Origin of the sequence: Fusobacterium perfoetens ATCC 29250 (assembly GCF_000622245.1) — a bacterium.
Taxonomy (GTDB): Bacteria; Fusobacteriota; Fusobacteriia; order Fusobacteriales; family Fusobacteriaceae; genus Fusobacterium_B; species Fusobacterium_B perfoetens.
Genome location: NZ_JHXW01000003.1, coordinates 1 through 26,128, shown reverse-complemented (window position 1 = coordinate 26,128; position 26,128 = coordinate 1). Strand labels below are relative to the sequence as shown.

Here is a 26,128-nt window from a genome sequence, read left to right as displayed (position 1 = left end):
CTTCTTAAAGTTTTTCTTTTAATATATTTTTTGTTACTTCTAAAACTTCATTAACTTTGTTTCCTTCTTTTCCACCAGCTTGGGCAAAGTCAGGTCTTCCTCCTCCGTTTCCACCTGTTAATATCGCTAATTGTTTTACTAATTCTCCGGCTTTTACTTTAGAAGTTAAATCCTTTGTTACTCCAACTGCAAATATAGCTTTTCCATTATTTGCTCCTAAAACAACTACACAGCTTCCTAATTTATCTTTAGCTTTATCTACAATTTCTCTTAATGAATCACTTTCTTTGTTTTCAAATCCTTTAACTAAAACTTTGACTCCATTTATCTCAGTTACTTGTTCAAATAAAGAATTTACTTCATAAGTAGCTATTTTAGATTTTAATTCTTCAATTTCTTTTAATGAAGATTTTAATTCTTCCATAATTTTTTCTACTTTTTCTTCTAGCTTAGTTGATTCTGTTTTTAGTGTTCTAGAAACTTTATCTATTAATTTTTCCATAGATTTTACTGTTTCATAAGCATGGTATCCAGTTTGAGCTTCTATTCTTCTTATTCCAGCAGCTATTCCTGTTTCAGATATAATTTTAAATAATCCTATTTCTGATGTATTTAAAACATGTATTCCACCACATAACTCTGTTGAAAATTCTCCAAAAGAAACTACTCTTACTATATCTTGATATTTATCTCCAAATAATGCCATAGCCCCTAATTTTTTAGCTTCATCTATTGGCATCTCCCTTATAGTTGAAAATATTGATTCAGATATTTTAGCATTTACAAGTCTTTCAACTTTTTCTAATTCTTCATCTGTTAATGCTTCATAATGGTTAAAGTCAAATCTTAATTTATCAGCAGATACTAAGGAACCAGCTTGTTGAACATGAGTTCCTAGAACTTCTCTTAAAGCTTTATGTAATAGATGAGTTGCACTATGGTTTTTAGATATAGCTGCTCTTCTGTTTTCATCAACAGCTAATTTAACTTCTGCTCCTTCAACTAGATTATAAATTCCATTTACTACTTTAACTGTATGCATAAAAATATCTTTTTGTTTTTTTACATCTATAATAACTCCACTACTTCCTGTAGAAGAAACTATAGTACCAAAATCTGCTTCTTGTCCTCCTGATTCAGCATAAAATGGAGTTTTATCTGTAATAACCATAAATTTATCTTCTTCTAATTTTTTTACAAAAAGAATTTTTGCTGTTTCTTTTGTACTTCTATATCCTGTAAAAATTGTTTTTCCATGTTCATCAAAGAAAGCTTCAATAAAAGCATCTTGTCCTTTTTCCATTACAACTTCTCTTGAATTTCTAGCAAGTTCTCTTTGTTCTTCCATTTTTTGGTCAAATTCATTTTTATAAACTTTTATTTGATTTTCATTACAAATTTCTTCTGTTAATTCATAAGGGAACCCATAAGTATCATATAATTTAAATGTTATTTCTCCAGATAAAAAATCTTCCCCTTTAATTTTTGCCTCTTCAATAGCATTCATAACATGTTGAATTCCTAAATCAAGAGTATTAGAGAATTTTTCTTCTTCTATTTTTACTACTTTCTTTATATGTTTTAAATTTGTTGCTAAATCAGGATAAGCTCCCTTCATTAATTCTACAACTACATCTACTATATTATAAAGGAATAATTCTTTTACTCCTAAAAGTCTTCCATGTCTTATAGCTCTTCTTAAAATTCTTCTTAATACATATCCTCTTCCTTCATTTGATGGAATTACTCCATCATTAATCAAGAAAGTAACTGCTCTACCATGGTCAGCAATAACTTTTAAAGAATAATCATATTTAGGATTTTCTCCATATTTTATTCCAGCTACTTTTGCCATAGCTTCAACTATTGGAAATAATAAATCTGTTTCAAAGTTATTTGCTTTTCCTTGAATAACTGAAGTTATTCTTTCTAATCCAGCTCCTGTATCTATATTTTTCTTAGGTAATGGTTCTAAATGCCCATCTTCCATTCTATTCCATTCAGTAAATACAAGGTTCCAAATTTCTATAAAACGGTCATCTGTATCTGGATCTCCAAGTCTAGAATTTTCATTTCCACCAAATTTTATACCTAAATCTACATATATTTCTGAACATGGTCCACAAGAACCTGTAGGTCCAGCTGCCCACCAGTTGTCATCTTCTCCCAATCTTACTATTCTTTCTTTAGGAAAATTACATTCTGATATCCATAAACTTTCAGCTTCATCATCAGTTTCAAAAACAGATACCCATAATCTATTTTTATCTATTTTTAAAACTTCTGTTATAAATTCATAAGACCATCTTATTGACTCTTTTTTAAAATAATCTCCAAAAGAGAAATTTCCTAACATTTCAAAAAATGTATGATGTCTAGCTGTTTTTCCAACATTATCTAAATCATTTGTTCTTATACATTTTTGAAATGTTGTTACTCTTGGAGTAGGAGCTGGTTTTTGCCCTAAAAAATAAGGTTTAAAAGGAACCATTCCTGCTACTGTTAAAAGTAGAGTTGGGTCATCTGGAATTAATGATGAACTTTCAAAGTGTCTGTGATTTTTGCTCTCGAAAAATTCTATAAATTTTTCTCTAATTTCGTTACCTGTTAACATTTTTCCTCCAATATCTATATATTAATTTTGTTTTTATTAATCTAATTTAAAGTTCTCACCAAGATAAACTTTTTTAGCTACCTCATTCTTTGCTATTTCTTCTGGTGTTCCACTTATTAAAACTTCTCCTTCAGCCATAATATAAGCTCTATCTGTTATTCTTAAAGTTTCTCTTACACTATGGTCTGTAATTAAAATACCTAATCCTTTTTCTTTTAAATATTTTATTATATCTTGAATATCTTCTACAGCTATAGGGTCTACTCCTGCAAAAGGTTCATCAAGTAAAATAAAATCTGGGTTATTAGCTATTGTTCTAGCTATTTCTACTCTTCTTCTTTCCCCTCCTGATAAAGAATATCCATAAGATTTAGCTATATGAGATAATTTAAACTCTGCTAATAATTCTTCAACTATTTTTTTCTGCTCTTCTTTTGATAAATTCTTCATCTCTAAAACAGCATATATATTATCTTCAACAGTTAAATTTCTAAATACAGAAGCTTCTTGAGCTAAATATCCTATTCCTAAATTTGCTCTTTTATACATTGGAAATGTTGATATATCCTCATCATTACAGTATATCTTTCCACTATCTGGCTTTATTATTCCTGTTATCATATAAAAAGTAGTTGTTTTTCCAGCTCCATTTGGTCCTAAAAGTCCCACAATTTCACCTTTTTTTACCTTAAGACTTACATCTTTTACAACTTGTCTTTTTTTATATGTTTTACATAGATGTTGTCCCTCTATACTTATCATTGATTTCTCCTTTTATTTGTTTGTTTTATAATTAATATTAGACTTACCATATGCTTTTATTTTTTGAGTATTTCTATTATATATAGCTCTATCTGAATTAAATATAAGTTGACTATTTTCTATTTTTACATTTCCTATTAATTCTAATGTTTGATTAATATTATTTAAAATTCCTCTATCTCCTATTAATATAGTTTTTTCTCCTTTATTATCTATGTTTTCTATAGTTGTTTTAGAATTTAAATTTAATTTTTCTTCCTTAATATTTCCACTTATATTTTCTCCCAAAATTAAAGTTTTATTTTTTTCTGTTTCAGCATATATTTTATTATTTTTTCTAGCTATTATATTACCTTTTATAAAATCATACTCTATATCATCTGATTTTATATTTTGTTTATCTCTTGAAATAATAGTATCTTTTTTTCCAATGATTTTTTGAACTTCATATTTTCCACTTTTTAATCTAAAATATGTTTTCAAACTTTTTCCTGATAAGTCTGTTACAACTTTTTTTCCTTTATCCATTGTAACAACCTTTCCTTTTACATTATCTACAAAATTGAATATTAATTTATCTGAATTTCCAGAAAATTTATCTGCTTTTATTTCTTCTGTAGCTGTTTTTATGCTTATTTTTTCTCCAAATATGTCTCTAGTTATTGTATTTGATAAAATATTATCTGCTAACATTTTTATATTGTTTTGATGGTCAATTGAAACATTACCTGTTGCAAATATAGTATTTTGTTGTGTATTATAAATAACTTCATTACCTTTTAATTTAGATTCTTCATTATAAACCAATACATTACCTTTTAATTTTAAAATTTTCTCTTCCATTAAATATTCTAAATTATTTGAAGTTATTTTTTCATTTTTATCACTTGTACCACTAAATTTATTTCCTGTAAATATTTTTTCTTTATTTCTTAAAATACCATTTTCTACTAGTCCATTAAATTTATTATCTTTAGTCTTAAAAGTAATGTTATTATCAAATTTTATAACTTCTTCTTTTAATTTATAATTTGCTTCTGAAGTTAAAAATTCCTCTTTTTCAGTAAGTAATTTTACATTATTTTTTATCTTTAAAAATTCATCTTTTTTAAACTCTCCAGTATCTCCTGTAATTATATTTTCAGTATCTTTACTTACATATTTTACTTCATTTAAAATATATCCTAACTCACTAGTTAAATTATAAGTTAATCCTTTTCCTGTAAATGTAGAAGTTAAAGTTTCATAATTAAATACTTCATCTGTTTGAATCTCATTTTTAGAAATAATATATTCTACATTTTTACTTGTTATTATACTTTTATCCTCTAAATTTTCTATAGTAAAGTCATTTGGTATAGCACCTCTATCTTTAGAAGTATAGTATTCTAACTTATCTGTTTTTAAAATATTAGTTTTATTAGTTGCTTTTACTTTTCCTATAGCATAATAATCTTTCTTTTGAGTATCAAAAATTATTTTTTCTGCTTCTATTTTATTATTATTTACTTTAGAAATAACATTTCCTAAAATTATATCTCCTATTTTAGTTATATTATTATAATTCATTTGTTGTCCAATACTTATATAGTCCTTATCTTCATAAATATATCCTTCTTTTAACTCCATCTCTTCTTTATCAAAATTATAAACGAAATTTTTAGAAGTTGCTTTTCTATCTTCATAAGTATATACAACTTTATCTTTTTTAGATGTAAAATATCCTATTTTAGATTCTACATTATAAATTGCTGAATCTCCTATAATTTTTTCACCTTTTGCATTAGTTATCTCTACATTTCCATTTAATTCAATAATCTTTTCATCTATTTTATAAATTCCATTATCCCCAACAAATTTTATATCCCCATTAGTTCCATTAACTTTACCAATTATATCAATTTCCCTTTCTGGTCTTATTTTTTGTATTTTTTGAGAATTTATTATATATCCATCAATTGTTATTACTGGGTTATCATTAGCTATAAAAGTCTCTTTTAGATTATTATAATCTAAATTTTTTCCTTGTATAACTCCTTTTCCATAATATCCTGTAAAACCATTTCTGATTTCTATTTTATTTTTATCAATATAATATTTTCCATTTTTAAATTCACCTGAAAAACTATTCTCTTCAGGATTAATATTTTTAAATTTTCCATTTCCTGTAAGAGTAAATATTTTTTTCTTTTCTTGATAAACTCCGTTATCTCCTTCTATTAAAAATTTATCATTAGACATTTTTACTTGTTTTTTTATATTGATAACATCAAACTTTTTATTAGTTATCAATTCATTTCCTTCTAAAATAACATTTTCTAATTCATTTATAGCTTTTATTCCATCATTAGAAACTAATAAATCTTTATATTGATTATAATTTAATTTATTAGAGAATATTTTCCACCCTTTTCCATTATCTCCAACTATATTTTCTTCTAAAAATAAATTTTTTCCAGCATCTATAAATGCTTTATTTCCTGAAAGAGTCATATCTTCATATTTAGCTGTAGCTCTTTCAAATTTTGTTGTATCTAAATCCATATCATCTATTTGTCTTCCTGCTTCTATATGATATCCGTCTGTATCATATACAACATTAGTTGTCTCTATAACATTTTTTATCACACCTAAACCTTTTTCTGGTTTATAATAATTTAAATAAACTATCAAAATTATTCCTATAGCTATTATAGAATTTTTTAATTTTTTATTCATTCCTCCTCCTAAGTTTAAGTCATTTAAAATTTAATTTAGGATTTTTTTCAACTCATTTATTTTTAGTAATGCCTCCATTGGAGTAAAATTATTTATATCTATTTCTCTAATTAAATCCAATACTTTTTTCTCTTCTTCTTTTAATTTTTCTTCAAAAATTTCCTCTTTAGAAGTTTCTATATTTATCCCACTATTATTTCCAAATAATATCATTTGTTCTATTCCTAAATTTCTTTCAATAACATTTTTTCTTTCTTCTAAAATATTTAATATTTTTTTAGAATTTTTTAATATTTCTTTAGGAAGACCTGCTAACCTTGCTACTTCAATTCCATAAGATTTATCAGCTCCTCCTTGTACTATTTCTCTTAGAAATTTAATTTCATTATTTTTTTCTTGTACTTCAATTCTATAATTAGCTGCTCTTTCTAATCTTTCTCCTAATTCAGTAAGTTCATGATAATGAGTAGCAAAAATCGTTTTTGCTTTTATTTTATCATGAATATATTCTGTTATAGCTGAAGCTATAGAAATTCCATCAAATGTTGAAGTTCCTCTGCCTATTTCATCTAATATAATAAAAGATTTTTCTGTTGCACTATTTAGTATATTAGCTACTTCACTCATCTCTAACATAAATGTTGATTGTCCTGTAATTAAGTCATCACTAGCACCTATTCTAGTAAATATTTTATCTACTAAAGAAATTTTAGCATAATCTGCTGGAACATAACTTCCTATATGAGCCATTATTATTATCAATGCTATTTGCTTCATATAAGTTGATTTTCCAGACATATTAGGTCCTGTAAGAATTATAAAATTTTTATTTTCATTTAAAGTAACATTATTTTTTACAAATTCTCCAGTAGGAATTAATTTTTCAACTATTGGATGCCTTCCACCCAATATTTCCATTTCTCCAGTTTCCACTATTTCAGGCTTTATATAATTATTCTTTATTGCCACATAAGCTAAAGTAGAAATTACATCAAGATATGAAATTTTATTACTTAATTCTTGTAACATTTCTATATATTCTTTTAGTTTTCCTGTTACTTCTTTAAATAAATAGTATTCTAAACTTTCTATTCTATTTTTTGCATTTAATATCTTATCTTCATATTCTTTTAATTCTGGAACTATATATCTTTCAGCATTTACTAAAGTTTGTTTCCTTATATAATAATCAGGAACCAATTCTGAATTAGTTTTAGTTACTTCTATGAAATATCCAAATACTTTATTATATTTTATTTTTAGTCCTTTTATCCCTGTTTTTTCTCTTTCACTAGCCTCTATTTTTAATAAATAATCTTGACCATGTTCAGCTATATTTCTTAATTCATCTAATTCTTCATTATATCCATCTTTTATAATCCCACCTTCTCTTATTGAAAATGGTGGTTCATTAACTATAACTTTTTCTATTAGATTATAAATCTCTACACTTTTTTCTATATCTACAGTTAATATTGTAGAATTATTTCTAAGAAGAATTTTATATATTTCTAAAGTATTTTTTATTGACTCCTTTAAAGCTACTAAATCTCTTCCATTTATAGTTTCTAAAGTCAATTTTCCAATAATTCTTTCAATATCATAAATATCTTTTAATCTTTCACGTACTTCTTCTCTAACCAAAACTTCATTTATAAAATATCCTATATCTTCTTGTCTTTTTCTAATTTCATTTATATTTAAAGTAGGATTTTTAACTATTTTTTTTAGTAATCTACTTCCCATAGAGTTTTTACAATAATCTAATACCCAAAGTAATGTTCCTGTATTATTTCCTTTATAATTTTCTATTATATCTAAATTTCTTTGAGTAGTAAGATTTAATTCCATTATATCATTGCAATTTACATAAGAAATTTTATTTATTGGTAATTCTTTACCTTTTTGTAAATCTACAACATATTTTAAAGTCATAGCACAAATTAAAATAATTTCTTCTTCAGATTTACTTATTCCAAAACTATCTAGAGATTGAATTTTAAAATATTCTAAAAGATATTTTTCTGAATTTCTTACAAAAGATATTTTTGTTAAATTTATTTTTTCTAAAATTCTACTATTTTCCAATTCTTTTAAAAGTATTAAATAACTTTTTTCATCTGTTATTATCTCTTTTGGAAAAATTTTATTAATTTCACCTAAAAGTTTATATATTAAATTTCCTTCTACTATTTTAGTTGTTTTAAACTCTCCTGTTGTAATATCTACATAACTAATAACTATATTTTTTTCTTTTATAATTATCCCCATTAGATAATTATTATTCTTTTCATCTAAATATTCAGTATCTATAATAGTTCCAGGAGTAATAACTCTTACAACTTCTCTTTTTACTATACCTTTTACATCTTTTGGGTCTTCCACTTGTTCACATATAGCAACTTTGTAGCCTTTATTTACTAATTTAGCTATATAAGAAGCTACAGAATGATATGGGACTCCTGCTAAAGGTACATCCATTTTTTTATTTCTTTTTGTTAAAGTAAGTCCTAATTCTTTTGAAGCTATTTTTGCATCCTCATAAAACATTTCATAGAAATCACCAAGCCTAAAAAATAAAATACTATCTTGATACTGCTTTTTTATTTCCATATATTGTTTCATTAAAGGAGTTTCATCAACTATCATATCTATCCTTTCATTTGTTCTTTTAATTCTTCTAATATTTTTATAACTTCTTTATAATCTTCTTGTTTATTTATTCTATTTTTTGCCTCTGCTGAACCTCTAATTCCTTTTAAATACCAACAAATATGCTTTCTCATTTCAAAAATAAACTTCTCGTTATCATTATCTTCTTTTGCCATATAAATATGTTTTATTGCCATATCTATTTTTTCTTCTTCTGTTACTTTTGTTTTTACTTCTCCATATTCAAAAATTTCTCTTATATCTCTTATAAGCCAAGGATTTCCACACATTCCTCTAGCTAACATAATTCCATCTACTCCAGAAAATTTTACTTTTTCCAAAGCATCCTCTGCTGTAAAAATATCTCCATTTCCTATAACAGGAATATTCACTGCTTCTTTTACCTCTTTTATTTTTGACCAATCAGCTTTTCCTGTATACATTTGTTCTCTTGTTCTTCCATGTACTGTTATATGAGTACAACCTACTTCTTCTGCTATTTTGGCTATTTTTATATATTCTTTTATACCTTTAAAACCAACTCTTATTTTAATAGAAATATTTGTTTCTGGTTTTAAAACTTCTCTCATTTTTGTTAAAATCTCTCTGATTTTTTCTGGGTTTTCTAAAAGTGCTGCTCCTGAACCATTTTTAGTTACTTTAGGCATTGGACAACCAGCATTTAAATCTATTTGTTTTACTCCTTTACTCTCTAAATAAAGAGCACTATTAATAATTTTATCTATATCAGCACCAAAAACTTGAACAGCCTCTCCATCCCTAAGTCTTAACAATTTATTTATAGTTTTATCATTTAAAACTTCTAAAGCATTTACACTAACCATTTCAGTAAATATCATATCTGGTTCAAATTCTTTTAGAATATTTCTAAAAGTATAATCTGTCACTCCTGCCATAGGAGCTGTATATATTTTCATTAAACCTCCATTTTTTTCAATAATTTTATTGGTTTTTTATTTCATTATTGACAATTATCCACAATACTAAATTCTAGCATATTTTTTCAAATTTTTCAATTAATCTACAAAATTTATTCTTTTATAATATAATTTTAAATTATTTTATGATATAATTTTATAAATAAATTTTTGGAGGATAATTTAATGTTTGAATATTTAAAAGGAATTATTTCTTATAAAAAATTAGATTATATTGCGTTAGATGTTGGAGGAATTGGTTATAAAATTTTTATTTCTCTTAGAACTTATGAAAAATTAAATACTAATTCTGAAACTAAATTTTTTATTTTCAATTATATTAAAGAAGATGAATACAAACTTATTGGTTTTTTAGAAGAAAGAGAAAGAAATCTTTTTGAAATGTTACTTTCTGTGAAAGGTATAGGAATGTCTTTAGCTTTATCTATAATGTCTTCTTTTGATTGTGAAACAATTCGTATACTAATTTTAGAAGGGGATTATGTGACTCTAAAAAATGTTCCAAAACTTGGTGAGAAAAAAGCTCAACAAATAATTTTAGATTTAAAATCTAAAATTAAAAAGATAGATTTTGTGTCTATTGAACAATCATTAAATATAAATGTTAATTATGAAATTGAAGATGAATTAATAATGGCTTTAGAAGGATTAGGATACAATAAAAAGGATATTGATAAAATTATAGATAAAAATAAAATAAAATCTTATAAAAATATTCAAGAAGCTATAAAAGATACTTTAAAAAATCTTCAAATAAAATAAAAGGATTTTTTTAATCTATATAGAATATTAGTATAAATAACTCAAGTTACAATATCAATGTCACACAAAAAGGAGTATGTATTTATGAGAAAAATATTTATATTAGATACTAATATTTTAATTCATGACCCTAATTCAATTTATAATTTTAGAGGCAATGATGTTTTTTTACCTATAGAAGTTATTGAGGAAATAGATAAATTAAAAGGTAAGCAAGATACTGGAATGAATGCTAGAATGGCTTCTAGAGTTATTGAAGAAATTAGAAAAAAAGGAAACCTATCTAAAGGTGTTGAACTTCCTGATGAAATTTTCTTTAAAGTTATAGTTGAAAGTGGAAAAGATTCTATTCCTGAAGGATTAAAAAAAGATTCTACAGATAACAGTGTTTTGGGTATGACTATAAAAATAAAAAATAAATATCCCGATAGAAAAGTTATTTTAGTAACTAAAGATATAAATCTTAGAATAAAAGCTGATGCTATTGGTATAGAAGTAGAGGATTATTCTACTGATAGAGTTATGTATGATGAACTTGATAAAGGATATTTAGAACTTGAAATTTCTAAAACTTTATTTGATAAATATGATAAAACTGGAAAAATAGATATATCTGAACTAAATCTTGATTTTGAACCATCTCCAAACTTTTTCTTTATTATGAAGGCTGGACAAGAAAAAACTACAGGTAGAGTTGTTGGAGATAAAATAAAAAAATTTGTCAATGGAGATATTTGTGCTTGGGGAGCTAGGGCAAGAAATGATGAACAAAAGTTTGCTATGGATTTATTAATGGATGATGATATAAAAGCCGTAACTTTAGTTGGAAAAGCTGGTACAGGAAAAACTTTACTTGCTATAGCTGCTGGTCTTGAACAAGTTGTTGAAAGAAAAAAATATTCTAAATTATATATCGCTAGACCTATAATTCCAATGGGAAAAGATTTAGGATATTTGCCTGGTAATGAAAAAGAAAAATTAAGACCTTGGATGCAACCAATTTTTGATAATATAGAGCTTTTAAGTGATTTTAAAGGAGATAAAACAGGAGAAAAAGTTATAACTGGTCTTGAAACTATGGGGCTTTTAAAAGTTGAAGCTCTTACATATATAAGAGGAAGAAGTATTCCTAATGGATTTATTATAATTGATGAAGCTCAAAACTTAACTCCATTAGAAATAAAAACTATTATAACAAGAGCTGGAGAAAATACTAAAATTGTATTTACAGGAGACCCTTACCAAATAGACAGTCCTTATCTTGATGCAAATACAAATGGACTTACTTATATGGCAGAGAAATTAAAAGATGAAAAAATTATTGGACATATTACTCTTGTAAAAGGAGAACGTTCTCCTTTAGCGGAAATTTCTGCAAAATTATTATAATTTATTTTTACAAGGAAGATTATTCTTCCTTGTTTTTTCTTAAATTATTTTATAACTTCTATAAAATTTTCTTTGTATTTTTTTTCATTTTATATTATAATATTCAATAGAATATTATTAAAATTCTTTATTTTAAAAAAGGATTTTTTATGGAGGAAAAATGGAAAGTATATTAACAGTTTTACTATTTATATTTGCCTTAGTATTAATAATCCTTGTTCTTATCCAACCTGATAGGAGTCGTGGAATGTCTGGTAGTATGGGAATGGGAAGTGCTAATACAGTATTTGGTCTTTCTAAGGATGGTGGTCCTTTAGCTAAAGCTACAAAAATAATTGCAACTTTATTTATTATAACAGCATTATTATTATACCTATACTCAGCAAAATAAAACAATTTAAGATGTGTTCATTACAACACATCTTTTTATTATTTTAAGGAGGATGAATGGAAACTCCAACTCTTTTTCAAAATAATTATCATGATATAAAACCTCTTGCTCTAAAATTGAGACCTAAGACTCTAGAGGAATTTATAGGCCAAGAAGAATTACTTGGAGAAGGAAAACTTTTAAATAAAATAATAAAAAGTGGAAAAATTAGTAATATGATTTTATATGGTCCACCTGGTTGCGGAAAAAGTTCTTTAGGAGAAATAATTTCTAATGAACTTAATTGTAACATAGAAAACTTAAATGCTACTATCGCTTCTCTAAATGATTTAAGAGAGATTGTTGAAAAAGCAAAAAAATCTATAGAATTATATAATAAAAAAACAGTTTTATTTCTTGATGAAATTCATAGATTTAATAAAATGCAACAAGATGCTTTGCTATCTTATACAGAGTCAGGAATATTAATTCTTATTGGAGCTACTACTGAAAATCCATATCACAATCTTAATAATGCCCTTTTATCAAGATGTCTCATTTTTGAATTCAAACCTCTTGAAAGAAAAGATATAGAAAAAATTTTAATAAAAGGGGAAAAATATTATAATAAAATTTTGCCAAGTAATATAAAAAATATTATTTTAGATATTTCACAGGGAGATTGTAGAATAGCTCTAAATTATTTAGAATTATTTTTTAATAATTCTGAAAGTGGAAATTTAGAAGATATAGAAAAACTTTTTTCTAAACGAAAAGTTTCTTATCACAAAGAAGAAGATAAATACAATATTATTTCTGCTATGATAAAAAGTATTAGAGGAAGTGACCCTGATTCAGCTGTTTATTGGATGGGTAGACTTTTATATGGTGGTGAAGACCCTAGATATATAGCTAGAAGACTTGTCATTTCAGCCAGTGAAGATATTGGAATGGCTAATCCAGAAGCTTTAGTTATAGCTACATCAGCTTATACAGCTAGTGAAAAAATAGGAATGCCTGAAATTAGAATAATTTTAGCTCATGCTGTTATTTATTTAGCTATTTCAAGTAAAAGCAATTCATGTTATAATAGTATTAACGAAGTTTTAGAAGATATTAAAAATGGGGATATGCAAGAAGTCCCTCTTCATATTTCTGATAGAGCTGTTGGATATAAATATCCTCATGATTATGAAGGAAATTTTGTTAAACAAAATTATAGAAAAAATACAAGTAAAAAATATTATAAACCTGGAAATAATAAATTTGAAATTCAAATTAAAGATAAATTAGATAGACTTTGGAAAAAATAAAAATTAAAATAAATTGGAGGAGATTTAATGAAATTAATTAAAGCAGTAAGAGGAACTAAAGACATTATTGAAGAAACAGCTGCAAAATATTCTCATATTCACAGAATTGCTGAAGATTTATTTTCTGCATATGGATACTCTTATATAAAAACTCCTATTTTTGAGGAAACAGACCTTTTTAAAAGAGGAATAGGAGAAGCTACAGATGTAGTAGAAAAAGAGATGTATACTTTTCTTGATAGAGGAGAAAGAAGTATTACTTTAAGACCTGAAGGAACTGCCTCTGTTGTAAGAGCTTATTTAGAAAATAAAATTTATGCAAAAGAAGATATTTCAAAATTTTTCTATATGGGATCTATGTTTAGATATGAAAGACCTCAAGCTGGAAGACAAAGAGAATTTAATCAAGTTGGTGTTGAAGTTTTAGGTGAGGCTTCTCCTATTCTTGATGCTGAAGTTATAGCTATGAGCTATCACTTACTTGAAAAATTAGGAATAACTGACCTTGAAGTTAATATTAACTCTGTTGGCGAAAATGAATCTCGTCAAAAATATAGACAAGCTTTATTAAACTATTTAGAGCCTGTTAAAGAACATTTATGTGAAGATTGTAAAAGAAGACTAGAAACAAACCCTCTAAGAGTATTAGATTGTAAAGTAGAAACTTGTAAAAAATATACTGAAAATACTCCTAGTATAATAGATTCTTTATCTGAAGCTGAAAGAAATCATTATGAAACTGTGAAAAAATATTTAACTTTATTTGGTATTCCATTTGTTGAAAATCCAAAATTAGTTAGAGGATTAGATTATTATTCAAGTACAGTATTTGAAATAGTAACTAACAAACTTGGAGCTCAAGGAACTGTCCTTGGAGGTGGAAGATATGATAATCTTCTAAAACAATTAGGTGATAGAGAAACTCCAGCTTTTGGATTTGCTGCAGGAATTGAAAGAATTATGATGCTTATGGATACTATTCCTTCTAAAGAAACTGATATATATGTAGCTTGGCTTGGTGAAAATACTTGTGATTTTGCTATGAAATTAACTAATATTTTAAGAAAAGAAGGACTAAAAGTAGCTATTGATTTTAACTCTAAAGGTATGAAAAGTCATATGAAAAAAGCTGATAAATTAAATGTTAATTATACAATAATTATTGGTGAAGATGAAATGGCTAAAAATATTGTAGTTTTAAAAGATTTTAATGCTAGAACTCAAGAAGAATTAACAATTGAAGAATTAATAAAAAAATTAAAAAAATAAATTCTTAAAGGAGACTTAAAATGATATATAGAAATCATAACTTAGGCGAACTAAGGAAAAATAATATCGGTGAAAAAGTTATTTTATCTGGTTGGGTTGCTACTAAAAGAGACCTTGGAGGACTTACTTTTGTAGACCTAAGAGATAGAGAAGGAATAACTCAAATTGTTTTTGATACTGATGTAGCTAGTCAAGAAGTTGTTGATAAAGCTCAAAAATTAAAAACAGAATCTGTTATTAGAATAGAAGGAGAAGTAAGAGAAAGATATAGTAAAAATGTTAATATCCCCACTGGAGAAATAGAAGTATTTGCTACTTCTATTGATATCTTAAACTCTTGTGATACTTTACCTTTCCAAATGACAGATGAAGGATTAAGTGAAAATATAAGACTTAAATATAGATATCTAGATTTAAGAAGAGAACAAATGATAAATAATTTGAAAAAAAGACATAGAATGATTATGTCTATTAGAAATTATATGGATGAAAAAGGATTTTTGGATGTAGATACTCCTTTATTAACAAAATCTACTCCTGAAGGAGCTAGAGACTTCTTAGTTCCTAGTAGAACTAATGGAGGACAATTCTATGCTTTACCTCAATCACCTCAATTATTTAAACAACTTTTAATGATAGCTGGTGTTGAAAAATATTTCCAAATTGCTAAATGTTTTAGAGATGAAGATTTAAGAGCTGACAGACAACCTGAATTTACTCAACTTGACATTGAAATGTCTTTTGTTGAACTAGAAGATGTTATTACTGAAATTGAAGGATTAGCAAAAAGAGTATTTAAACAAGTAACAGGACAAGAAGCAAATTATGATTTCCCAAGAATGGAATGGAAAGATGCTATGGATAGATTTGGTTCTGATAAACCAGATACTAGATTTGGAGTAGAATTAAAAGATATTTCTGAAATCGTTGCTAACTGTGGTTTTAAAGCATTTAGTTCTACAATAGCTGATGGTGGAATCGTTAAAGCTATTGTAGCTCCTCAAGTAGCTGATAAATTTTCAAGAAAAATTCTTGATGATTATCAAGAATATGTAAAAAGATATTTTGGAGCTAAAGGATTAGCTTATATAAAACTTACTAAAGGTGGAATTAATTCTCCAATAGCTAAATTTTTAACTGAAGAAGAAATGAAAGCTATAATTGAAAAAGTTGAAGCTAATGAAGGAGATGTAATCTTAATTGTAGCTGATAAAGTAAAAGTAGTTCGTGCTGCTTTAGGAGCTTTAAGATTAAGAATAGGAAAAGAATTAAATCTTTATGATAAAAATGAATTTAAATTTTTATGGGTTGTTCACTTCCCTATGTTTGAATATGATGATGAAGAACAAAGATATAAAGCTGAACACCATCCATTTACATCTATAATGGAAGAAGATATGCCAAGATTCTTTGAGGGAGATATGGATATAAGAACTAATACTTATGATTTGGTTCTAAATGGAAATGAAATTGGTGGTGGAAGTATTAGAATTCACAATCCTCAAGTTCAAGAAAAAGTTTTTGAAAAATTAGGACTTACTCAAGAACAAGCTCGTGAAAAATTTGGATTCTTTATTGACGCATTTAAATATGGAGCACCACCTCATGGAGGACTAGCTTTTGGAATAGATAGATGGTTAATGGTAATGTTAGGAGAAAACTCTATAAGAGATGTTATTCCTTTCCCTAAAACAAATAAAGGTCAATGTTTAATGACTGAAGCTCCAAATATTGTTGAAAAAGAACAATTAGATGAATTATTTATAGTTTCTACTTTCAAGGAAGAAAAATAATTTGTATATTTTTCAATAGTTTATAACTAATTTCAATTTAAAAAATTTATTTTTGAAAAGTTAATATTGCATTTACAGTTAAAATGTGATATAATTCAATCAAAGAATAGAAAATTTCTGGTCTACGCGTTATTCTCTGATGTTTTGGGCCTATGGTCGCTACTGGGGTTGTCCCTGTTAGAAGTAACTCAGATAAGTCACGAAAACCTTTGTTTTACGGACCCTGTATGCATCTAGCAAATAACTACCACTTATTTTTATGGCGACCAAAACAGAGGGGGAGACGGTAGATCGGTGTTCATTCTGATTGAGGACTTAGTCCTCTTTTTTATTTATTAAATTATTTTATGGAGAAGCCTATGTTAAGAATAGAAAAGTATATAGAAAGAATTTTAAAAAATGCTATAGAAAAAGCATTTCCTAACAAAGAGTTAAAACCAATAGAAATTACAATAGCAACTAATGAAAAGTTTGGAGATTTCCAAAGTAATTTTGCTATGATGAATTCTAAAATTATTGGTGGAAATCCTAGAAAAATAGCTGAGGATTTAGTTAATAATATTCCTGAAAATGATATTATTGAAAAATTAGAAATAGCTGGTCCTGGATTTATAAATATATTTTTAAAAAATTCTTATGTATCTGAATATGTAAGAAAAATGACAACTGAAAAATATCAGTTTACAGAATTAAACACTGATGGTGATATAATCATAGATTATTCTTCACCTAATATAGCCAAAAGAATGCACATCGGCCATTTAAGATCAACTATTATAGGAGATTCTGTTAAAAGATTATGTAATTTCTTAGGGTATCATACTGTTGCTGATAACCATATAGGAGATTGGGGAACTCAATTTGGAAAACTTATAGTTGGTTACCACAAATGGTTAGATAAAGATGCTTACCAAAAAAATCCTATTGAAGAACTTGAAAGAGTTTATGTAGAATTTACAAAAGAAAGTGAAAAAAATCCAGAACTTGAAGATATTGCAAGAGAAGAACTAAAAAAACTTCAAGATGGTGATGAAGAAAATTATAAACTTTGGCAAGAATTTATAAAAGTTTCTCTTGAAGAATATAATAAATTATATGAAAGAATGGATGTTCATTTTGATACTTACTATGGAGAATCTTTCTATCATCCAATTATGCCAAAAGTTATTGATGAGTTAGTTGAAAAAGGATTAGCTGTAGAAGACCAAGGGGCAAAAGTTGTATTCTTTGATGAAAAAGAAAATCTTCACCCTTGTATAGTACAAAAGAAAGATGGAGCTTTCCTTTACTCTACATCTGATATCGCTACTATAAAATTTAGAAAAGAAAATTATAATGTTAATAAAATAATTTATTTAACTGATGAAAGACAACAAGACCATTTTAAACAATTCTTTAAAATAACTGAAATGCTTGGTTGGGATATAGAAAAAGTTCATATTTGGTTTGGAATTATGAGATTTGCTGATGGAGTATTTTCTACAAGAAAAGGAAATGTCATCAGATTAGAACAACTTCTTGATGAAGGAAAGAAAAAAGCATTAGAAATTATTGAGGAAAAAAATTCATCACTTTCTGACGAAGAAAAAGATAATATAGCTGAAGTAGTTGGAATTGGAGCTATTAAATATGCTGACCTTTCTCAAAATAGACAAAGTCCTATTATATTTGAATGGGATAAAATTTTAAGTTTTGAAGGAAATACAGCTCCTTATTTACAATACTCTTATGCAAGAATTCAATCTATACTTAGAAAAGCAGAAGAACTTGGTAAAGCTTTAGATGAAAATAAAGAAATTCAAATTATTGATAAAAACGAAAGACCCCTTTCTACATATTTAACTTTATTCCCTACAATGGCTCTAAAAGCTGGAGAAGCATATAAACCAAATCTTCTTACTGATTATTTATTTGAACTTGCTAAAAAATTCAATACTTTCTATAATTCATGTCCTATCTTAAATCAAGAAGATAATATTCTTTATTCAAGATTACTTCTTATAGATAGAGTTGCAAAAACTTTAAAAGAAGGACTTAACTTATTAGGTATTAAAACAGTAAATAGAATGTAAAATAATCTTAATAAAAAAGCTGAGAAAAATTCTCAGCTTTTTTTATATCCATTTTGCTCTCCATGTATATAAAGTCATTAATATAAGTCCTATTGTCCAAGTGATAGGGTACAAAATTAATATATTATTTATTGTATTATCTAATGGTAAAATAAAATTAATCCAAAAGATTCTAAAAATACACATTGAAAAAAGTAAAATCAACATAGGTGGCATAGTTTTTCCAACACCTCTTACTGTTCCTGCTAATGAATGTAACATTGAAAGTATAAAATAAAATGGACAAAAATATTTCATAGCTGAAATCCCTGCCTGTATTATTTTTTCATCATTTGTAAAAAGTTCTACAAGTGGACGAGAAAATATAAGAAGTAAAATTCCTATTATAATAGAATAAATAATTCCCATTCCAAGAGTTATCCACATACCTTTTTTTACCCTATCTTTTCTTCTAGCACCATAATTTTGTCCTGTAAATGTTGTACTAGCCATGCTTAAACTTAAAATAGGTAAAACATTAAAGCCGTCTATTTTTAAATATATTCCAAATCCTGCTATAATACTTGGACCAAATACATTTATACTACTTTGAATTAAAACATTTGAAAATGAAATTACTGTACTTTGTATTCCTGTTGGGAAACCTACTCTAATCATATTTAAAGCTATTTTTTTATTTATTTTTATTTTATTTAAATATACTTTATAACTATCATCTATTTTTAATAAAAATACTAAAGCTAACATACAGGAAATAAATTGACTGATATTTGTAGCTATTGCAACTCCTTTTATCCCCATATTAAGACCTCTAACAAATAATAAATCTAAAAATATATTAGTTACTGAAGCTACTCCTAAATAAAGTAAAGAACATTTTGAATTTCCAACAGCATTTAAAATTCCAGCTTCCATATTATAAACTATACTAAAAACTAATCCTAAAGAAAATAATCTTAAATAAACAACTGAATCTTTAAATATTTCTTCTGGAGTTTTCATCCACTTTAAAATTTGTGGAGTAAAAATAAACCCTACTATTGATAAAATTATTCCTAATAAAATTGCTATCATTATAGCTGTATGTACAGATAAATTTATTCTTTTATTATCTTTAGCTCCTATTGCCTGAGATATAATTACACCTGCTCCTACAGATATTCCTTGACTAAATCCTATTAGTAAGTTAATTATAATTGCACTTGACCCTACTGCTGCTAAAGCATTACTTCCTACATAGTTTCCAACTATAATTGAATCAACTGTATTATAAGTTTGTTGTAATAAATTTCCTAAAATTAAAGGAATTGAAAATAATAAAAGTATTTTTACAATACTTCCCTCTGTCATATTAAGTGTTTTTTTATTTTTTTCACTAATTTCTCTTTCATCTAATTCTTCCATTTTAATCTCCTTTAATTTCTATCTTATACAATTTGTCCATTAAAAAAATAAAAATAAATTATCCCTATAAATGTCAATATAAAGAAAATTTTTAACATTATTTTTGTAACTTTCCAAAAAATCCATAAACAAATCAAAGCACCTAAACACAATAAAATATTCTCCATTTTTTCTCCTTTGATACTTATTCTTATACTAAAAGATTATATCACATTATCGTAAAAAATATTAATTAAAAATTGTTTTTCTTGATTTATAATTTTTAAAATTGTATAATATTATTAAAAACTTTACTTTAAAAAGGAGAAAATTTTTATGGAAATAATATCATCTAGAGATAATATTGAAACTAAATATAAATGGAATCTATCAGATATTTATAAAAATTGGAATGAATGGGATAATGATTTAAAACTTTTAACTGAGTTAATAAAAGAAATTCCAACTTTTGAAAATAACATTACTACAGATTCTAAGAAATTTATAAAACTTTTAAAATTAGAAGAAAAAATAAGTAGACTTATGGATAAACTTTATCTTTATCCATATATGCTTAGAGATTTAAATTCAAAAGATGTTACAGCTGCTGAAAAAATGCAAACTATTGAACATATTTATGCTGAATATAGTGTATCTTCATCTTGGATTACTCCTAAAATATTAGAAATTCCTAAAGAAATTATGGATAAATGGATTGAAGAAAATAAAGAATTACACAATCATAAATTCAATTTAAATGAACTTTATAGATTAAAGCAACATGTATTAGATAAAGATAAAGAAAAACTTTTATCATATTTTTCTCAATATATGGGAAGTATAAATGAAGTTTATGACGAACTTTCTATTTCTGATATTAAATGGAATGAGATAGAGCTTTCTACTGGAGAAAAATTTAAAGTTAGTAATGCTGTATACTCAAAAATATTAGAAAACTATAAAAATCAAGAAGATAGAAAAAAAGCCTTTGAAGCACATTATAATTCCTATTTTATAAACAAAAATACCTATGCTGCTATTTATAGAGGACAAATCTTAAGAGATGTTGCCAATATGAAAGCTAAAAATTATAATTCTACTTTAGAAAAAGCTTTAGAACCTGATAATATTCCTACAAATGTATATATTAATCTTATTAATTCTGCTAAAGAAAACTCTCAACCACTAAAAAAATATTTAAAACTTAGAAAAAAATATCTTAATATTTCCGAATATCACTATTATGATAACCAAATTAAAATTGTTGATTATAAAAGGACTTTTACTTATGAAGAAGCTAAAGAAATTGTTTTAAATTCTGTAAAACCTTTAGGAAAAGATTATTATAATAATCTAAAGACTGCTATAAGTGAAGGATGGTTAGATGTCTTTGAAACTCCTAACAAAAGAAGTGGAGCTTATTCTTTAAATATCTATGATGTTCATCCATATATGCTTTTAAATTTTAACGGAACTTTAGATTCAGTATTCACTTTAGCTCATGAATTAGGACATACTCTTCATAGCATGTACTCTACTAAAAATCAACCTTATTCTACTCATGATTATACTATCTTTGTTGCAGAAGTTGCTTCTACATTTAATGAAAAACTTTTGTTAGATTATATGTTAAATACAACAACTGATAAAAATGAAAGAATTGCTTTAATAGAAGAAGCTATAGGAAATATTGTTGGAACTTATTATTTACAAAGTCTTTTTGCTAATTATGAATATGAAGCTTATAAATTAGTAGAAAATGGTACTCCAATAACTTCTGAAACTTTAGATAATATAATGAGTAAATTATTTAAAGAATATTTTGGAGATGAACTTATTATTGATGATTTACAAAAAATAGTTTGGGCAAGAATTCCTCATTTCTTTAACTCTCCTTATTATGTTTATCAATATGCTACAAGTTTTTCAGCTTCATCTAAATTATATGATAAAATTTTTAATTCATCTGAATCTGAAAAAGAGAAATATCAAGAAAATTATTTAGAACTTTTAAAATCTGGAGGAAATGATTTTCCTATTAATCAATTAAAGAAAGCAGGTGTTAATTTAGAAGATAAAGAAAATTTTAAATCTGTTGCTTTAGAAATGGAAAAATTAATTATTTTATTAGAAAAAGAATTAAATAAATAAAATTATGTATTTTAGTTGGGAAAAATATTGTGTCAAATTAATTGTTTTAGGAGGATTTTAATGGACGCAAAACATCAATTTATGGGAAATGAAAAAATCACCAAACTTCTTCTTCACTTTTCTATTCCAGCTATTATAGGAATGTTAGTAAATGCTCTATATAACGTTGTAGATAGAATATATATCGGAAATATTAGGGAAGTAGGACACTTAGCTATAGCTGGTGTTGGAATTACATTTCCTATTACTTTATTTATTTTTTCTTTTGCTCTTCTTATTGGACTTGGAGGAGCTACTAATATATCTTTAAATTTAGGAAAGAAAAAACTTTTAAAGGCTGAAAGATACTTAGGAACAGCTTTTGCTTTAGGAATTATTATTTCTATTATTTCTGCTATTTTTGTAATTTTCTTTATTGATGATTTAATAAATTTACTTGGTGGTAGTGAAAAAACTTTTAAATATGCCAAAGATTATCTTTATATTGTTGCATTTGGATTTCCTGGTAACCTAATTGGATATATTACTAATACTATTATTCGTTCTGATGGAAATCCTAAAATGGCTATGGCTACTCTTCTTATTGGTGCTATCACAAATATTATTTTAGACCCTATATTTATTTTCTATTTTGATATGGGAGTTAAAGGAGCTGCTTGGGCTACAATTATTTCTCAATATATTTCTGCTATTTGGGCTACTTCTTATTTCTTATCAAAATACAGTGGTCTAAAATTAAAAAGAGAAAATATAAAATTACCTTTCTCAAAAGTAAAAAGTATTTGTATTATGGGAGGCGCTTCTTTTTCATTACAGATAGGAATTAGTTTAGTCAATTATATATTTAATACTACTTTAAAAATTCATGGTGGAGATATTGCTATTGGTGCTATGGCTATTATTCAAGGAATTATAATGTTTATTACTATGCCTCTTTTTGGAATAAATCAAGGACTTCTTCCAATTTTAGGTTATAACTATGGGGCTAGACTTTTTCCTAGAGTTAAAGAAGCATTATTTAAAGGAATTTTTGCCGCTACTATAATTTGTTTATTAAATTTTATAACAATTCAATTTTTCTCTAAATATTTTATTTTTATATTTACACAAGAAAAAAACCTTATTAATATTGCTGCTAAAGGTCTTAAAATACAGACTTTTATGCTCCCTATTGTAGGTTTCCAAATAGTTTCTTCTATATATTTCCAAGCTATTGGAAAACCTAAAATGAGTATGTTTATTGGACTTTCAAGACAAATTATTGTTTTAATTCCATGTATATTAATTTTATCTTCTCTATTTGGACTTAATGGAATTTGGTTTGCAGCTCCAACATCAGATTTTATAGCAACACTATTAACATTTATTTTAGTAAAAAGAGAACTTGTTCATTTAAAAGAATTAGAAGAATTTGACAATAAACATAAAAATCTAGATTAATTTAATAAAGGAATTATTAAAAATTGTTAATATAACAATATAATTTTTAATATTCCTTTTTATTTTATTAAAAATTATAATAAAGTTTTAAATGTGTTATAATATGTAAAAGGAGGAAAAATGGAAAAAATTAATAAATTTATAGGTGCACATGTTTCTACCCAAGGAGGAGTTTCTAATGCCTTTATTAATGCTAGAAATATTGGGGCTAGAGCTTTTGCTCTTTTTACTAAAAATCAAAGAAGATGGGATTCTAAACCATTAGAAGAAGAAGAAATAAAAAAATTTAAAGAGTTATTAAAAATTTCTGGAATATCTGTTAATCATATTTTACCACATAATAGTTATCTTCAAAATTTAGGTAATCCTGATGAAGAAAAAAGAAAAAAATCTTTAGACTCTTTTATAGATGAAATGGAAAGATGTAATCTATTAGGATTAAAATATATAAATATTCATCCTGGGAGTCATTTAAATGAAATCTCTATAGATGAATGTATTTCTTTAATTGCTGATTCTATAAATAAAGCTCATGAAATTATCCCTAATATTATTGTAGTTTTAGAAAATACAGCTGGACAAGGAACAAATATTGGTAGTAATTTTGAAGAGTTATCTAAGATTATATCACAAATTAAAGATAAAAAAAGAATAGGAGTTTGTATTGATACATGTCATGCTTTAGCCTCAGGATATGAACTAAAAGATAAAATCGGGTATGAAAAAACAATAAAAGAATTTGAAAAACATATTGGCTTTAAATATTTAAAAGGTATTCATCTTAATGATGCTATGTTTGATACAGGTTCTAAAAAAGATAGACATGAAAGCATTGGAAAAGGAAAATTGGGAAAAGAATTTTTTATTAGATTTATGAATGATAAAAGATTTGATAATATTCCTATCATTTTAGAAACTATTGATAGTAATATATGGAAACAAGAAATCGAATATTTATATAGCTTAATAGAAGATTAATTATTAATATAAATAAAAAATCTATATTTAATTTTATATCTTTACTCTGTTTGTTATATTAATAGTAATTTTAATTATTTTCTATGTATAAGAGGTACAACTTTTATTGTACCTTTTTTATTATTAATTGAAAATAAAATTTATTCAAAATATTTTACTAAATTAGTAGTTATTGAATAATTTAAAAATAAATTAATGAAATTTTTTTAATAAAAAAGTATTAAAGAAAATAAAGATTATTAATTTAAAAATAAAAAAAGAACTAAATTTCTTTAGTCCTTTTTTATCTCTAATAATTTTTATTATTATTTGATGATTTCTGAAACAACTCCTGATGCTACTGTTCTTCCACCTTCTCTGATTGCGAATCTTAATCCTGGTTCCATTGCGATTGGGTGAATTAAGTTTACTGTTACTGTGATGTTGTCTCCTGGCATTACCATTTCTACTCCTTCTGGTAAGTTTACTGCTCCTGTTATATCTGTTGTTCTGAAGTAGAATTGTGGTCTATATCCTGTAAAGAATGGAGTATGTCTTCCTCCTTCTTCTTTTGTTAATACGTAGATTTCTCCTTTAAATTCTGTATGTGGAGTTATTGTTCCTGGTTTTGCTAATACTTGTCCTCTTTCTACTTCTTCTTTCTTAGTTCCTCTTAATAATGCTCCAATGTTATCTCCTGCTTCTCCTTGATCAAGAAGTTTTCTGAACATTTCTACTCCAGTTACTGTTGTTTTTGCTGTTGGTTTGATTCCGATTATTTCTACTTCTTCTCCAACTTTAATGATTCCTCTTTCTACTCTTCCTGTTACAACAGTTCCTCTTCCTGTTATTGTGAATACGTCTTCGATTGGCATTAAGAATGGTTTGTCTATTGTTCTTTCTGGCGCTGGAATGTAGCTATCTACTGCATCCATTAATGCCATTATTTGATCTACCCATTTTTGTTCTCCGTTTAATGCTCCTAATGATGATCCAACTATTACTGGTACTTCATCTCCTGGGAATCCATATTCAGTTAATAATTCTCTTACTTCCATTTCTACTAATTCTAATAATTCTTCGTCATCAACCATATCTGCTTTATTTAAGTATACTACGATGTATGGTACTCCAACTTGTCTTGATAATAGTATGTGTTCTCTTGTTTGAGGCATTGGTCCATCAGCTGCTGATACAACTAGGATTGCTCCGTCCATTTGAGCTGCTCCTGTAATCATGTTTTTTACATAGTCAGCATGTCCTGGACAGTCAACGTGTGCATAGTGTCTTTTTTCTGTTGTATACTCTATGTGAGCTGTATTGATAGTTATTCCTCTTTCTCTTTCTTCTGGAGCAACGTCGATTTTATCAAAGTCTACTCTTTCAGCTAGTCCTCTGTCTGATAATACTTTTGATATTGCTGCTGTTGTTGTTGTTTTTCCATGGTCAACGTGTCCTATTGTACCAATGTTTACATGGGGTTTGCTTCTGTCAAATTTTTCTTTTGCCATTTTTTCCTCCTAA

17 protein-coding genes are annotated in these 26,128 nt (G+C 26.0%); 10 read left to right on the top strand and 7 right to left on the bottom strand.

Translation table 11 applies throughout. The features are described 5' to 3' along the window. Positions 1 to 4: 4 nt before the first annotated feature. Genes alaS through dusB form a run of 5 tightly spaced genes read right to left on the bottom strand, consistent with a single transcriptional unit; the run spans position 5 to position 9,684 of the window. Complete coding sequence (alaS, locus tag T364_RS0100090) at positions 5 to 2,614, bottom strand: alanine--tRNA ligase (protein ID WP_027127734.1); 2,610 nt, start codon at positions 2,612 to 2,614, stop codon at positions 5 to 7. A gap of 36 nt (positions 2,615 to 2,650) precedes the next feature. After that, the gene (gene lptB / locus T364_RS0100085; RefSeq protein WP_027127733.1) at positions 2,651 to 3,376 is read right to left on the bottom strand and encodes an LPS export ABC transporter ATP-binding protein; all 726 of its coding nucleotides are present in this window, start codon (positions 3,374 to 3,376) and stop codon (positions 2,651 to 2,653) included. Between the two features lie 12 nt (positions 3,377 to 3,388). Beyond that, positions 3,389 to 6,094, bottom strand: coding sequence for an LPS export ABC transporter periplasmic protein LptC (gene lptC, locus T364_RS0100080; protein ID WP_027127732.1), 2,706 nt, complete (start codon positions 6,092 to 6,094; stop codon positions 3,389 to 3,391). Between the two features lie 30 nt (positions 6,095 to 6,124). Further along, entirely contained in the window at positions 6,125 to 8,740 is a 2,616-nt protein-coding gene (mutS, locus tag T364_RS0100075) for a DNA mismatch repair protein MutS (RefSeq protein ID WP_027127731.1), read from the bottom strand. A gap of 5 nt (positions 8,741 to 8,745) precedes the next feature. Continuing rightward, on the bottom strand, positions 8,746 to 9,684 hold the full coding sequence (dusB, locus tag T364_RS0100070; protein WP_035945148.1) for a tRNA dihydrouridine synthase DusB: 939 nt from the start codon (positions 9,682 to 9,684) through the stop codon (positions 8,746 to 8,748). Positions 9,685 to 9,870: 186 nt separating this feature from the next. On the opposite strand from dusB, the gene ruvA reads away from it, so the two are divergent. The 7 genes from ruvA to argS all read left to right on the top strand — a co-directional run bounded on the left by ruvA (position 9,871) and on the right by argS (position 18,673). Continuing rightward, positions 9,871 to 10,467, top strand: coding sequence for a Holliday junction branch migration protein RuvA (ruvA, locus tag T364_RS0100065; RefSeq protein ID WP_027127729.1), 597 nt, complete (start codon positions 9,871 to 9,873; stop codon positions 10,465 to 10,467). 84 nt (positions 10,468 to 10,551) lie between these two features. After that, complete coding sequence (locus tag T364_RS0100060) at positions 10,552 to 11,856, top strand: PhoH family protein (protein WP_027127728.1); 1,305 nt, start codon at positions 10,552 to 10,554, stop codon at positions 11,854 to 11,856. Between the two features lie 160 nt (positions 11,857 to 12,016). Then, positions 12,017 to 12,247, top strand: coding sequence for a preprotein translocase subunit SecG (gene secG / locus T364_RS0100055; protein WP_027127727.1), 231 nt, complete (start codon positions 12,017 to 12,019; stop codon positions 12,245 to 12,247). Between the two features lie 56 nt (positions 12,248 to 12,303). Continuing rightward, positions 12,304 to 13,539, top strand: a complete 1,236-nt coding sequence (locus T364_RS0100050; RefSeq protein ID WP_027127726.1) for a replication-associated recombination protein A — start codon at positions 12,304 to 12,306, stop codon at positions 13,537 to 13,539. A 27-nt stretch (positions 13,540 to 13,566) separates the two neighbouring features. Continuing rightward, entirely contained in the window at positions 13,567 to 14,808 is a 1,242-nt protein-coding gene (gene hisS / locus T364_RS0100045; RefSeq protein ID WP_027127725.1) for a histidine--tRNA ligase, read from the top strand. Between the two features lie 20 nt (positions 14,809 to 14,828). After that, positions 14,829 to 16,601 carry an aspartate--tRNA ligase gene (aspS, locus tag T364_RS0100040; protein WP_027127724.1) on the top strand — a complete coding sequence of 591 codons (1,773 nt, stop codon included), beginning with the start codon at positions 14,829 to 14,831 and terminating at the stop codon, positions 16,599 to 16,601. A gap of 359 nt (positions 16,602 to 16,960) precedes the next feature. Further along, a complete protein-coding gene (argS, locus tag T364_RS0100035; protein ID WP_027127723.1) occupies positions 16,961 to 18,673 on the top strand; it encodes an arginine--tRNA ligase in 1,713 nt (570 codons plus the stop codon). A gap of 42 nt (positions 18,674 to 18,715) precedes the next feature. On the opposite strand, the gene T364_RS0100030 is transcribed toward argS, so the two are convergent. Next, the gene (locus T364_RS0100030; RefSeq protein WP_027127722.1) at positions 18,716 to 20,077 is read right to left on the bottom strand and encodes an MATE family efflux transporter; all 1,362 of its coding nucleotides are present in this window, start codon (positions 20,075 to 20,077) and stop codon (positions 18,716 to 18,718) included. 324 nt (positions 20,078 to 20,401) lie between these two features. Between T364_RS0100030 and pepF the strand changes: the two genes are divergently transcribed. The 3 genes from pepF (at position 20,402) to nfo (ending at position 24,625) form a co-directional block, all read left to right on the top strand. Further along, a complete protein-coding gene (gene pepF, locus T364_RS0100020; RefSeq protein WP_425402500.1) occupies positions 20,402 to 22,207 on the top strand; it encodes an oligoendopeptidase F in 1,806 nt (601 codons plus the stop codon). A 60-nt stretch (positions 22,208 to 22,267) separates the two neighbouring features. Then, on the top strand, positions 22,268 to 23,647 hold the full coding sequence (locus T364_RS0100015) for an MATE family efflux transporter (protein ID WP_027127720.1): 1,380 nt from the start codon (positions 22,268 to 22,270) through the stop codon (positions 23,645 to 23,647). 120 nt (positions 23,648 to 23,767) lie between these two features. Then, on the top strand, positions 23,768 to 24,625 hold the full coding sequence (gene nfo, locus T364_RS0100010; RefSeq protein WP_027127719.1) for a deoxyribonuclease IV: 858 nt from the start codon (positions 23,768 to 23,770) through the stop codon (positions 24,623 to 24,625). Positions 24,626 to 24,930: 305 nt separating this feature from the next. Here the strand turns inward: nfo and tuf are convergent, their stop codons facing one another. Continuing rightward, positions 24,931 to 26,115 (bottom strand): elongation factor Tu, encoded by a 1,185-nt coding sequence (gene tuf, locus T364_RS0100005; RefSeq protein ID WP_027127718.1) that lies wholly within the window; start codon positions 26,113 to 26,115, stop codon positions 24,931 to 24,933. Between the last annotated feature and the right edge of the window lie 13 nt (positions 26,116 to 26,128).